The organism is Azospirillum isscasi (assembly GCF_030849505.1).
In the GTDB taxonomy this organism is placed as follows: Bacteria; Pseudomonadota; Alphaproteobacteria; order Azospirillales; family Azospirillaceae; genus Azospirillum; species Azospirillum isscasi.
The window spans coordinates 1-13003 of sequence record NZ_JAUJFI010000068.1; the positions used below are offsets into that span (position 1 = coordinate 1).

12 protein-coding genes are annotated in these 13003 nt (G+C 69.4%); 1 reads left to right on the forward strand and 11 read right to left on the reverse strand.

Translation table 11 applies throughout. The features are described 5' to 3' along the window. The 4 genes from QSG27_RS14960 to QSG27_RS14975 all read right to left on the reverse strand — a co-directional run. Positions 1–669: helix-turn-helix domain-containing protein (locus QSG27_RS14960; RefSeq protein WP_306707433.1), on the reverse strand; the 669-nt coding region annotated here is incomplete at its 3' end. Positions 670–774: 105 nt separating this feature from the next. Then, positions 775–3075, reverse strand: coding sequence for a phosphoenolpyruvate--protein phosphotransferase (ptsP, locus tag QSG27_RS14965; protein WP_306707435.1), 2301 nt, complete (start codon positions 3073–3075; stop codon positions 775–777). Beyond that, entirely contained in the window at positions 3075–4151 is a 1077-nt protein-coding gene (locus QSG27_RS14970; protein ID WP_306707437.1) for an NAD(P)H-dependent flavin oxidoreductase, read from the reverse strand. Before QSG27_RS14970 ends, ptsP begins: the two co-directional genes overlap by 1 nt. Before the next feature lie 26 nt (positions 4152–4177). Then, complete coding sequence (locus QSG27_RS14975; RefSeq protein WP_306707438.1) at positions 4178–5413, reverse strand: aspartate kinase; 1236 nt, start codon at positions 5411–5413, stop codon at positions 4178–4180. Between the two features lie 156 nt (positions 5414–5569). On the opposite strand from QSG27_RS14975, the gene ubiG reads away from it, so the two are divergent. Then, complete coding sequence (ubiG, locus tag QSG27_RS14980; RefSeq protein WP_306707440.1) at positions 5570–6331, forward strand: bifunctional 2-polyprenyl-6-hydroxyphenol methylase/3-demethylubiquinol 3-O-methyltransferase UbiG; 762 nt, start codon at positions 5570–5572, stop codon at positions 6329–6331. A 162-nt stretch (positions 6332–6493) separates the two neighbouring features. Here ubiG and ptsN read toward each other — a convergent pair whose 3' ends face one another. From ptsN to QSG27_RS15015, 7 genes are all read right to left on the reverse strand, one after another. Beyond that, positions 6494–6952 carry a PTS IIA-like nitrogen regulatory protein PtsN gene (gene ptsN / locus QSG27_RS14985; protein ID WP_306707442.1) on the reverse strand — a complete coding sequence of 153 codons (459 nt, stop codon included), beginning with the start codon at positions 6950–6952 and terminating at the stop codon, positions 6494–6496. Positions 6953–6986: 34 nt separating this feature from the next. Next, positions 6987–7583: a ribosome hibernation-promoting factor, HPF/YfiA family gene (gene hpf / locus QSG27_RS14990; protein ID WP_306707444.1), complete on the reverse strand. Its 597-nt coding sequence runs from the start codon at positions 7581–7583 to the stop codon at positions 6987–6989. A gap of 123 nt (positions 7584–7706) precedes the next feature. Beyond that, on the reverse strand, positions 7707–9284 hold the full coding sequence (gene rpoN / locus QSG27_RS14995; protein WP_306707446.1) for an RNA polymerase factor sigma-54: 1578 nt from the start codon (positions 9282–9284) through the stop codon (positions 7707–7709). A 16-nt stretch (positions 9285–9300) separates the two neighbouring features. Then, positions 9301–10125, reverse strand: coding sequence for an LPS export ABC transporter ATP-binding protein (lptB, locus tag QSG27_RS15000; RefSeq protein ID WP_306707448.1), 825 nt, complete (start codon positions 10123–10125; stop codon positions 9301–9303). 19 nt (positions 10126–10144) lie between these two features. Continuing rightward, entirely contained in the window at positions 10145–11053 is a 909-nt protein-coding gene (locus QSG27_RS15005) for an LptA/OstA family protein (protein WP_306707450.1), read from the reverse strand. After that, the gene (lptC, locus tag QSG27_RS15010) at positions 11050–11823 is read right to left on the reverse strand and encodes an LPS export ABC transporter periplasmic protein LptC (protein WP_306707452.1); all 774 of its coding nucleotides are present in this window, start codon (positions 11821–11823) and stop codon (positions 11050–11052) included. Before lptC ends, QSG27_RS15005 begins: the two co-directional genes overlap by 4 nt. A 25-nt stretch (positions 11824–11848) precedes the next feature. Beyond that, entirely contained in the window at positions 11849–12913 is a 1065-nt protein-coding gene (locus QSG27_RS15015) for a KpsF/GutQ family sugar-phosphate isomerase (protein WP_306707454.1), read from the reverse strand. Between the last annotated feature and the right edge of the window lie 90 nt (positions 12914–13003).

The following is a 13003-nucleotide window of genomic DNA, read 5'->3' on the forward strand; positions in this document are numbered from 1 at the left end:
GGGCGCCACCGTCGAGGCACCGCCAGCCGCGGGCGGTGCGGCAACCGGAGCGGACGGGGCCTCCGCCGTCACGGTCGGGGTGGGAGCCGGAACCGCGGGCAACTCGGCGGGGGCGGGCGCCGTGGCGTTCTGGCTGCCGCCGTTCTGGCCGCCGTTCTGGCCGCCATTGAAGGGCAGCGTGTCGAGCAGCGAGACCAGCCGGTCGGGCAGCGCCGGGACCAGATCGACCATGCTGCGGTCGGTCGCCGACAGATAGTACCAGCCGCCATAGACGATGCCCGCAAGCACCATCGTGCCCAGCAGGACCGTGCCGCCGGGGATGCGGCCTTCCGGCACCGGGGTGGGGAAATAGAGCTGCTGGCTGCGCGTGCGGCCCGCCGCCTCGTCCTTGTAGCGGGTGATGATGGCGTCCGGGTCGAGCCCCAGGCATTCCGCGTAGGAGCGCAGGAAGCCCGCCGCGTAGGCGGTGCCCGGCAGCTCCTCGAAGCGGCCCGATTCGATGGCCTGCAGGTAGGGGTAGCGGATGCGCAGCATCGTCGCGACCTCGCGCAGGTCATAGCCGAGACTCTCGCGCGTCTGGCGCAAGGTGTCGGACACGCTGGGGCCGGTCTGCGCCGGGCCGTCCTGCGCGGGGTCGTAGGAGCCGAAAACCTTCCGCTTGCCCATCATCTCAACCGTACCGTCGCCTCGGATGCCTTATATACGCCCTTCGTCGGGACCGTTGTAACAAAACACCGCTGCCGGGAATGAAACAAGTCCGGGCGTCGAGCCGCCTCAGATGATGACGCCGTGGTCCTTGGCGAAGGTGCGCAGCTTGTCGCGCAGGCTGTGGTCGCCCCGCTGGTAGAGCCCGCCCATGTACTGGCGCAGCGCCGCCACGTCCAGGGAGCGCAGCATGGTCTTCACCGGCCCGACCGAGGGCGGCGACATCGACAGCGAGCGGAAGCCGATGCCGATCAGCGCCATGGCGTCCAGCGGGCGGCCCGCCATCTCGCCGCAGATGCTCACCGGGACGCCGGCGTCGCCGCAGGCTTCCACCAGCCGCCGCAGCAGGCTGAGCATGGCCGGCGACAGCGGGTCGTAACGCCCGGAGGTGCGCGGGTTGCCGCGGTCGCTGGCGAAGATGTACTGGGTCAGGTCGTTGGAGCCGACCGACAGGAAATCCACCCGCGGCAGCAGCGCCGGCAATTGCCACAGCAGCGCCGGCACCTCGATCATCGTGCCGACGCGCACGCGGCTGGGCGGCGGGAAGCCCTGCCCTTCCAGACGGGTGACCTCCAGGTCGAGCAGGCGGCGGGCGGCGTCGAACTCCGCCACCTCGGCGATCATGGGGAACATCACCGACAGCGGGCGCCCGCTGGAAGCCCGCAGCAGGGCGCGCAACTGCTGGCGCAGCAGCGACGGGTGGTCCAGCCCGATGCGGATGGCCCGCCAGCCGAGCGCCGGGTTCTCCTCCCCCTCGCTCGCCGCGATGTAGGGCAGCATCTTGTCGCCGCCGACGTCCAGCGTGCGGAAGACCACCGGCTTGTCGTCGGTCTGGTCCAGGATGCGGGAATAGAGGTCCGTCTGCGCGTGGACGTCCGGGTAGGTGGAGCGCACCATGAAGGGGATTTCGGTGCGGTAGAGGCCGATGCCCTCCGCCCCGCTGGCCTTCAGATGCGGCAGGTCGATCAGCAGGCCGCAGTTCAACTGGATGGAGATCGGCACGCCGTCCCGCGTGACGGAGGGGAGCGCACGGATCTTCTCGTACATCTCCTCCTTGCGGGCGCGCAGAGCCACGGCCTCCACGAAGGCCATCTGGATGTCTTCCGCCGGGCGGACGAAGGCCTGCCCGTGGTCGCCGTCCACGATCACCGGGTCCAGCGGCTCGATCCGGCTCAGCGCGTCCGGCGCCTGCACCACCGGGATGTTCAGCGCGCGGGCCACGATGCAGACGTGGCTGGACGGCGAACCTTCCTCCAGGATCACGCCGCGCAGGCGGCGCTGGTCGTAGTCCAGCAGCTCCGCCGGCCCCATGGAGCGGGCGACCAGGATGATGTCGTCCGGCAGGGTGCCGCCGTCGGCCTCCGACTTGCGCCCCGCGAGGTGCTGGAGCAGCCGGTTGGTCAGGTCCTCCAGATCGAGCAGCCGTTCGCGGATGTAGGGGTCCGTCAGGTGGCTCATGCGGGCGCGGGTGTCGTTCTGCACCTGCTGCACCGCGGCTTCCGCCGTCAGCCCCATGCGGATCGCCTCGCGGATGCGCGACAGCCACCCGCGGTCCTCCGCGAACATGCGGTAGGTTTCCAGGATGTCCTTGGGCTCGCTCAGCCCTGCCAGCGCCGCCGCGTTCAGCAGGTCGTCGATGGCGCTGTGCATGGTGGCGATGGCGGCGTTCAGCCGCCCCAGCTCGCTCTCCGCATCCTCGGCCACCATCTGGCGGATGGTGAGCTGCGGGCGGTGGATCACCGCCAGCCCCATCGCCAGACCGTTGGCCAGCGCCGTGCCCGACAGGCGGGCCGGAAGCAGCGCCGGATCGCCGGTGGAGGCGACCTCCTGCGGGTTGACCAGTTCGCCCTGGGCGACCAGTTCGGCCACCACCATGGCGATGGTCTGGAGCGTCTCGACCTCGACCTCGGTGTAGCGTCGGCGGTCCTTGTGCTGGATGACCAGGACGCCGCGGACCTTGCCGCCGCGCAGGATCGGCACGCCGGCCAGCGAGAGGAACGGGTCCTCCCCGGTTTCCGGGCGGTAGGCGAAGCTGGGGTGCGACGGCGCGTTGTCCAGCGCGATGGGCCGCGCGTGGCCGGCGATGTCGCCGACGATGCCCTCGCCCACGCGCAGGCGGGTGTTGTGCACGGCGTCCTGGTTCAGGCCGACGGTGGAGAACAGCTCAAGAACCTCGCCCGCCCGCATGACGTAGCAGGAGCAGACGTCCGCCCCCATCTCCATGCCGATCAGCGTGACGATCTTGTCCAGCCGCTCCTGGCCGGAGCCGGACCCCGCCATGACGTCGCGCAGCCGCGCCAGCAGCCGGCGCGAGGCGGCGCCGTCGAAGCCCGGCGAACCGGCGGGGATGTCGCCCAGGACGCCGCTCATCAGGCGGCCCCCAGTATGGCCGGCTGCTCGCCGGCATGGGCTTGCGGGCAGCGGGCGGCCAGCGCCGATTCGGCCTGGACGATCAGGTCGGCGATGATGTCGGCCACCGGCTGTTCGCGCGTGACCAGCCCGACGCTCTGCCCGGCCATCAGCGATCCGCTGTCAACGTCGCCGTCGATCACCGCGCGGCGCAGCGCGCCGGCCCAGAAATGCTCGATCTCCAGGATGCCTTCGTCGCGCGTCGTCTCGCCGCGGTCCACGCGGGCGATGACCTCGCGCTGAAGCTCCATGAAGCGCTTGGACCCGGCGTTGGCCAGCGCCCGCACCGGGATCACCGGGAACCGCGGGTCGATCTGCACCGACGCCTGGGCGTCGCGCGCCGAGGCCCGGATGAAGACCTGCTTGAAACGCGGGTGCGCGATCGATTCGGTGGCGCAGACGAAGCGGGTGCCGATCTGCACGCCCGCCGCCCCCTGCTCCAGATAGGACAGGATGGCCTCGCCGCGCCCGATGCCGCCGGCGACGAAGACCGGGACCTCGCGCAGGTCGGGCAGGATTTCCTGGGCCAGGACGGTGGTGGAGACGGGGCCGATGTGGCCGCCGGCCTCCGTGCCCTCGATCACCAGGGCGTCGATTCCCAGCTTCACCATCCGCTTGCCGCTGACCAGCGTCGGGGCGAAGGTCATGGCGCGGGCGCCGCCGTCCTTGATCCGCTTGATGGTGGCGCCGGACGGGAAGCCCCCGGCGACCACCACATGGCTCACCCCCTGCTCCCGGCAGACGTCGATCAGACGGTCCAGGTCCGGGTGCATGTTGATGAGGTTGACGCCGAAGGGCTGCGCGGTCAGCGCCCGCGTGGCGGCGATCTCCGCCGCCAGCAGGTCCGGCGGCATCGAGCCGCAGGCCAGCACGCCGAAGCCCCCGGCGTTGGAGATGGCGGAGACGAGGTGGCGTTCCGACACCCAGCTCATCGCACCGCCCATGATGGCCGTGCGCGTGCCGAGGAAGGCGCAGCCCCGCGCCCACAGCCGGTCGAGTCGGACGCCTGCCGCCCCATCGGATGTGGCGTCGGTCATCGCCGCCTCTCCCCTTTCCCCGCGGCTCAGGCCGCGTCCAGCCCGTAGGCGGTGTGCAGCGCGCGCAGCGCCAGCTCCGCATACTCCTCGGCGATCAGGACGGAGATCTTGATCTCGGAGGTGGAGATGACCTGGATGTTGATGCCCTTGTCGGCCAGCGCCTTGAACATGCGCTGCGCGACGCCGGCGTGGCTGCGCATGCCGACGCCGATCACCGACACCTTCACCACGTTGGCGTCGGAGGCGAGGCGCTGGTAGTTCAGCTCGGCCTTCGCGTCCTCCAGCACCTTCACGGCGCGGGCGACGTCGGCCTTGCCGACCGTGAAGGTCAGGTCGGTGGACTTGCCGTCTTCCGACACGTTCTGGACGATCATGTCCACGTTGACGGCGTTGTCGGTCAGCGGGCCGAAGATGCTGGCCGCCACGCCCGGACGGTCGGCGACGCCGATGAGGGTGATCTTCGCCTCGTCGCGGCTGTAGGCGATGCCGCTCACAACTTCCTTTTCCACGATCTCGTCCTCGTCAACAACAAGGGTACCGGGAAGCGCGCTGCCGGCGGCCTCCTCGAAGCTCGACAGAACCTGCACGCGCACGCGGTGGTTCATCGCCATCTCGACCGAGCGGGTCTGGAGGACCTTCGCCCCCTGTGACGCCAGCTCCAGCATCTCCTCGTAGGTGATCTTGGAGAGCTTGCGGGCCTTGGAGACGATGCGCGGGTCGGTGGTGTAGACGCCGTCCACGTCGGTGTAGATGTCGCAGCGGTCCGCCTTCAGCGCCGCCGCCAGGGCCACCGCCGAGGTGTCGGAACCGCCGCGGCCCAGCGTGGTGATGCGCCCGTTCTCGGTCACGCCCTGGAAACCGGCGACCACGGCGACCTCGCCGGTGTCCATCCGCTTGTCCAGCTCCGCCGTGTCGATCGACACGATGCGCGCCTTGCCGTGCGTCTCGTCGCTGTAGATGGGGATCTGCCAGCCGAGCCAGGACCGCGCCTGGATGCCGAGCGACTGCAGCGCGATGGCGAGGAGACCGGAGGTCACCTGTTCGCCCGAAGCGACGATGGCGTCGTACTCGCGCGCGTCGTGCAGCTTGTCGATGTCGTTGCAGTATTTCACGAGCTGGTTGGTCACGCCGGACATCGCCGACACGACGACGGCCACCTGGTGGCCCGCCTTCACTTCCTGCTCGACCTTTCGGGCCACGTTCTTGATGCGGTCGATGTCGCCGACCGACGTGCCGCCGAACTTGAGGACGATCCGCGCCATACCTCACACCATGTCTGGGCCGGCACAAAAGCCGGCAGTCCGCGCCCCCGCTCTACCGTTGCCGGCGCGGGGCGGCGTATCCATACTCTGTCGCTCACAGCGAGGCAAGTTCGCCCCGCAATTGTTTCCGCAAACCAAGCATACGGGATTTCTTTCATGACCGCGACCGCCGGAACCGCAGGCCCCGCAGGCACTGTCGACCCCGAGGACATCGCCCGCTTTTCGGCCATCGCGGCGGAATGGTGGGACCCCACGGGCAAGTTCCGGCCCCTGCACCGGCTGAACCCGCTGCGGCTGGCCTACATCCGCGACACGCTGTGCCGCCGCTTCGGCCGCGACCCGCTGGCGGCGGAGCCGCTGAAGGGCCTGCGCATCGTGGACATCGGCTGCGGCGGCGGGCTGCTGTCCGAGCCGGTGGCCCGCATGGGCGCCACCGTGGTCGGGGTGGACGCGGCGGAGCGGAACGTGCGCACCGCCGCCGCCCACGCCGCGGAGACCGGGACCCCCGTCGATTACCGCGCCACCACCGCCGAAGCCCTGGCGGCGACCGGCGAGCGCTTCGACGCCGTGCTGGCGATGGAGGTGATCGAGCATGTCGCCGACGTGCCGCTGTTCGTGAAATCCTGCGCCGAGCTTCTGGCGCCGGGCGGCGCGCTGTTTTTGGCGACGCTGAACCGCACGCCGAAATCCTTCGCCCTGGCCATCGTCGGGGCGGAGTACATCCTGCGCTGGCTGCCCCGCGGCACCCACAACTGGCGCCAGTTCCTGCGCCCCGGCGAGCTGGCCGCCGCCGTCCGCGCGGAAGGGCTGGCGATCCGCGACCTGACGGGCATCACCTACAACCCGCTGTCCGACGAGTTCCGCCTGAACCCGCGCGATCTCGACGTGAACTACATGGGCTGGGCCGAGCGGGCCTGAACGTACGGGGTGCCGGCGTACGTGCATGCGTACGCGTGGAGGGGGCTTGAAGCCCTCCCCCGCCCAGCGGGGGAGGGTTGGGGTGGGAGCCCACCGCATGCCCGAAACGAAAAACGGGAGAGCCGCCGGCCCTCCCGTTCCCGTTGTCCACCGAGACGCTTGTTACGCCGCGTGGCTGGCTTCGTGCTGGGTCAGCAGCGCGTAGATCGCGTCCGCCGAGTCCGAACCGCGCAGCTTTTCGCACATGGACTGGTCGCGCAGCAGGCGCGACACACGGGCCAGCGCCTTCAGATGGTCGGCACCGGCATGATCCGGAGCCAACAGCAGGAAAATAAGATCGACCGGTTGCTCATCGATCGCATCGAAGTCGATGGGCCGCTCCAGCCGGGCGAAGACGCCGTGGACGCGGTCGAGGTTGGACAGCTTGCCGTGCGGGATGGCGATGCCATGGCCCACGCCGGTGGTGCCCAACCGCTCGCGTTCCAGCAGGACGTCGAAAATCGCCCGTTCGTGCTGGCCGGTCAGCTCGGCCGCCTTGCGCGCCAAGTCCTGCAGGGCCTGCTTTTTGCTGCCGGCCTTGAGGTTCGGGAGAATGGCGTGCGGCGTGATGAGATCGAGCATGACGCTACGGATGTGGTTGATACGAAGACCGGACTCAGGCGCCAGCCTTCTCCGCCGGGTCCACCCAACCGATGTTGCCATCGGCGCGGCGGTAGACCAGGTTCAGGCCACCATGGGCGCCGTTGCGGAACAGCAGGGCCGGGGCGTCGGCCAGTTCCAGGCGCATCACCGCCTCGCTGACCGCCAGGGTCGCGATGGTGGTTTCCATTTCGGCGATGACCATGGGCTGCGCCGGCTCGGCGGCGGCCTCGTCGCTCTCCACATGGGCCTCGTCCTTCTCCGCTTCCAGGATCTGGTAGCGGGCCGGGACGGCTTCCTGCACGGCGGCTTCGGCGGTGTGGTGGTTGCGCAGGCGGCTCTTGTAGCGGCGCAGGCGCTTGGCCAGCTTCTCGCACGCGGTGTCGAAGGCCGGATACGGCTCGGTGGCGTCGGAGGCGCTCTGCAGGACGATCCCACGACCGACATGGACCTGGATGTCGGCCTTGAACAGGTGCGCTTCGCGCGTCAGGACGACGTTGGCCTCGATCGGCTTGTTGAAGTACTTGCCGACGACGGAGTTCAGGCTGTCCGCGACATGGCTGCGCAGAGCATCGCCAACGTCAAGCTGCTTGCCTTTGACGGTCAGTTGCATTTTGGGATGTTTCCAATCTGGTCCGCGATGGACATAGGACGACGGAAGGCCGCCACGTGCGGACGGGGACCATAGTGACGGCGGTATGGGCTGTCAATCAAGGACGGCCCCCTCCCGGCCCGGTTACATGCGTGACATCTTGGCACGGCGTCGCTGCACCGATGACGGAATGCGCATCGCTTCACGATACTTCGCGACCGTCCGGCGCGCAATGTCGATCCCTTCGCCGCGCAGGATTTCGACGATTTTATCGTCCGACAGCACGTCGTCCGGCTTTTCCGCGTCGATCATCGCCTTGATGCGGTAACGGACGGCCTCCGCCGAGTGGGCCGCCTGCCCATCCGCCCCCTGGATGGCGGAGGTGAAGAAGTATTTCAGCTCGAACACGCCGCGCGGCGTCGCCATGAACTTGTTGGTCGTGACGCGGCTGACCGTGCTCTCGTGCATGCCGATGGCCTCGGCGATGTCGCGCAGGATCAGCGGCTTCAGATGCGAGACGCCATGGATGAAGAAGGCGTCCTGCTGGCGGATGATTTCGCCGGCCACCTTCAAAATGGTGGTGGCGCGCTGGTGCAGCGACTTGACCAGCCAGTTGGCCGACTGGAACCGCTCGGTGATGTAGTCCTTGTCCGCCTTGTTGCGGGTGGTGCCGGAAATGCGCGCGAAATAGCGGTGGTTGACCAGCACCCGTGGCAGGGTGTCCGGGTTCAGGTCGATCAGCCAGCCGCCGCCGGGGTTGGCGCGCATCAGGATGTCGGGGGTGACGAGCTGGGCCGGGGTGTGGTCGAAGCTGAGCGCCGGCTTGGGGTTCAGCTTGCGGATCTCCGACACCATGTCGGCGATGTCCTCGGCGTCCACGCCGCAGACCTTCATCAGCGCCGGCAGGTTGCGCGCCGCCAGAAGCTCCAGATGGTCGAGCAGGGCCTCCATGGCCGGGTCGAAGCGGTTCTTCTCGCGGAGCTGGATCGCCAGGCATTCCTTCAGCGACCGCGCGAAGATGCCCGGCGGGTCGAAGCGCTGGCAGGCGGCGAGCACCCGCTCCACCCGCGCCGGCTCGCAGCCGAGCTGCCCGGCCAGCTCGTCGATCTCCAGCCCGGTGATCCAGCCGGCCTCGTCCAGCATGTCGATCAGGGCCAGGCCGATAAGCTGGTCGCCAAGGTCCGGCAGGTCGATCTTCAACTGTTCGGTCAGATGGTCGCGCAGGCTCTTCTGGCCGGACAGGGTGGCTTCCAGGTTGGAGTCGTCGTCCTCGAATCCGCCGCGCCCGCCGCGCTCCTGCCAGGAACCGTAGACGTCGCTGGAGCCGTCCGTGCCGTCGGAAAAGCGGTCGTCGGAATAGACGTTCTCGAAATCGGTGTCGAGCGGCGCGTCGGAGGCCGACCCCATCGTCTCCGACGCCGTCATTTCCACCGTGTCGCGGGTGCGCCCGTCGGTCATCGGCGGCTGGCGCTCCTCCGGTGCGGCGAGATCCACCACGCCCCGCTCGCCTCCGTCGCCACCCCCACCGTCACCCGCGGCATCGCCGCCGCCTTCGCCGGGGCCGCCGTCGCGTTCCAGAAGGGGGTTCTGCTCGATCTCGCGGTCCACGAAATCCGACAGTTCGATGTTCGACAGTTGCAGCAGCTTGATGGCCTGCTGCAACTGCGGAGTCATCACCAGGGATTGGGACTGACGAAGATCGAGACGTTGGCTGAGCGCCATGGGCAGGGAAACCGCACTAGAGGCTGAACCGGTCGCCGAGGTAGACCCGGCGCACATCCTCGTGCGCCACGATCTCCGACGGCTCTCCCTCCATTAGTACCACACCATCGTGCAAGATGTATGCCCGATCGACGAGGTCGAGCGTTTCGCGGACGTTGTGGTCCGTGATCAGAACGCCGATGCCGCGGTCGCGCAGATGGCTGACCAGTTCGCGGATGTCGTTCACCGCGATCGGGTCGATGCCGGCCAGCGGTTCGTCGAGCAGGATGAAATGCGGCTGGGAGGCCAGCGCGCGGGCGATCTCCACGCGCCGCCGCTCGCCGCCCGACAGGGCCAGCGCCGGGGCGCGGCGCAGGTGGGTGATGGAGAATTCCGCCAGCAGCTCGTCCAGCATCTGCTCGCGGACGTCGCGGTTGGGCTCCACCACCTCCAGCACGGCGCGGATGTTGTTCTCCACCGACATGCCGCGGAAGATCGACGCCTCCTGCGGCAGATAGCCGATGCCCAGCCGCGCGCGGCGGTACATGGGCAGCGCCGTGATGTCCTGGCCGTCCAGCAGGATGGTGCCGGAATCGGCGGCGATCAGCCCGGTGATCATGTAGAAGCAGGTCGTCTTGCCCGCCCCGTTGGGGCCGAGCAGCCCGACCGCCTCGCCGCGCTGGACCGTCACGGTCACGTCGCGGACGACGGGGCGCTTCTTGTACGCCTTGCCCAGATGCCGGGCCACCAGCCCTTCGGTCGGGCGCGCGTCGGCGGCGGGATGGTCCGCCGGGTGGGTCGACGTGTTCGGGGCGGAAAGGGTCGGGCCGCCGAGGTCCCGGTCTTCGATGTCCATGGTCATTGATTCGCTGCCGGGTCGGTCAGGGCTTCGCGGCGGGCTTGCCGCCCGCTGGTGCAGTGGGCTTGCCGCCCTGGCCGGCGGGAGCGGCGCCCGGTGCGCCCTGCTCCTGGCCGGGGATCAGCAGGCCCATCACCCGCCCGCCGGTGGCGGGGCCGGCGATCACCCGGTTGACCTTCGTCTTCATGTTCATCTCGGCGGCGTCGCCGTTGAGCTGGTTGTCGTTGCGGGTGATCTTCACGTTGCCGAGCAGCACCGCGGTGTCGTCCGCCACCGAATAGACCAGCTTGTCCGACAGCGCCACGTCGGTCGCGGTGGTCACCACCACGCTGCCGGCGCCGTCGATCCGCTCCATCTGGGTCGAGCCGTCCGGCATCTTCTTCAACTGGCCGATCAGGATGTCGGCGCGCAGCCGGTCGCCGTTGGAAATCCGCACGGCCACGGCGTCGCCGCGGGCCACCGTCAGGTTCCTGGCCTCGTAATATTCCAGCGTGTCGCGCGCCGTCACGATGTCGGTGCGGGTGACCAGCTTCAGGTTCCGCCCGGTGACCACCGCCACCTGCTTGTCCACGTCGTAGACGCCGCGCTCGCCGAACACCTCCTGGGTCGGGCTGACGATGCGCACGTTGCCTTCGGCGAGGAGCTGGAACACCTCGTTCCCCTTGCCGGGCACCTCGCGGTAATAGGCGGTCAGCACGTCGGCGAAGACGGTGCTGTCGTTGCGCTTGGCCGAGGCGTTGCCGCGCGCCACATAGGCGCGCACGTCCTGGTGCCATTCGATGGCCTGATCGGCGTCGACCTCCACCGGGTTGGGGCCGCCGCCGAGGCCGGGCAGCCCCTGGGCCGCCGCCGGGACGGACGCCCCCGGCAGCAGAAGGATCGCGGCCAGCAGCGGGGCCGCAAAGATGGCTGCACGGGTGGCGGCGCTCAACGGGTCTTTCCTCCGGGGCTTTCGGCGGCCTGGACGTCGGCCTTGGACTGGTTCAGGAACACCATCGTCTTGCCGCGGTCGGTCAGGCGGAAGCCTTCGGCGTTGATCACGCCCTGCGATCCCTGGCCCACGACATGGACGTCGCCCCAGGCGGTGCCCTTGCGGATGTCGGATTCCGCTTCTTCGGTGGTGAATTCGTCGCCGTCGTCGCGCATCACGCGGACGTGGCCGCGCATCTTCAGGATGCCGGTGACCTGGTTGTACCAGCCCTTGTCGGACCGGATGGTCACCCAGGTGCCGTCGGCCTGGGTCATCTCCGCCTCCGGCTGGTCCAGCAGGACGATGTCCGGCTGGTCGGCGATCCGGTCGGCCTTGACCGCCACCAGGGAGAAGGGCTGGTTGGATTCGTCCACCGCGATGTAGCGCGGCTTGATCATTTCGAGCTGGCCCTTGTCGGCGGAGATGCGCAGGGTCGGCAGCTCGGTCAGCGAGGGCCAGACGGCGATCAGCGCCATCACGGCCAGCGCCAGCGCCGGCAGCGCGAACTTCATTCCGGTCACGAACCGGCTGTAGACGCGGCTGACCGGGCGGATCTCCCGGCGCCGGTGCACGCGCTTGGCGGGCTCGCCGCCCTGCTGCGACCCCTGCGAGGCCCCCTGTGAGGCCCCCTGTGAGGCCCCCTGTGAGGCCATGAGCTGCGCGGCGAGGGAAGGCGCATCGGCGCGACGCTTCTCCGTTTCCACCGTCCGGTTCTTCAGATCGCTGTCCATGGCGTCACCGTCCTCCGGCTGCCCGTCACGCCGCCCCGGCGCGCAGGCAATCGTGAATGTGCACAACACCGAGCGGCCGGTCCGCCTCCACCACGAACAGGCTGGTGATCTGCTTCGCGTTCATTTCCCGCAGCGCCTCCTCGACCAGTGCCTTGGGCCGGATCGTCTTGGGGCGTGGCGACATGATGCTGTCCGCGCGCTCCGTCCACAGCTCGGGCGTCAGGTGGCGGCGCAGGTCGCCGTCGGTGATGACCCCGGCCAGCGCGCCCGAGGCGTCCAGCACGCCCACGCAGCCCAGCCGCTTGGCCGTCATCTCGAAGATGACCGTGGAAAGCGGCGTATCCAAGGCGCACAGCGGCATGCCGTCCCCCTTGTGCATCACGTCGGTCACCTTCAGCAGCGCCCGCCCGAGCTGCCCGCCGGGGTGGAACTGCTTGAAGTCCGCCGCCGTGAAGCCGCGCCGCTCCAGCAGCGCCACCGCCAGGGCGTCGCCCAGCGCCAGCATCATCGTGCTCGACGTGGTCGGGGCCAGCCCCAGCGGGCAGGCTTCCGGGGCGGGCGGCAGGATGAGCGCCACGTCCGACTGCTCCGCCAGCGAGGAGCCGGCGCGGCGGGTGATGCCGATCAGCGGGATCTCGAACCGGCGGGTGTAGGCGACGATGTCCGACAGCTCGTGCGTCTCGCCGGAATTGGACAGGGCGATCACCGCGTCCTGCCGGGCGATCATGCCGAGGTCGCCGTGGCTCGCCTCGCCCGGATGGACGAAGAAGGCCGGCGTTCCGGTGGAGGCCAGCGTCGCGGCGATCTTGCGCGCCACATGGCCGGATTTGCCCATGCCGGAGACGACGACCCGGCCCGCGATCCCGGCCAGCCGGTCCAGCGCGCGGACGAAGGCGCCGTCCAGCCCGTCGGCCAGCGCGGTCAGGGCATCGGCCTCCATGCGCAGGACGCGCCGCGCGCTGGCGATGTCGCCGCCATCCCCGGCATCGGACGCCCCGGCATCGGACGCCCTGATATTGGATATGGCGCCGCCGGACGCGGTGGCGTCCGCCGGGCAATCGATCAGGCTGGCTGCGGTCAGGCTCGTCAAGGCGGCTCTTGCCTCTTCTGTTTGGCCCAGGGGGGCCGAAAGCGGGTACTCCGGCAGGCAGGCCGCCTATACGCAACAACGGGCCTGCCA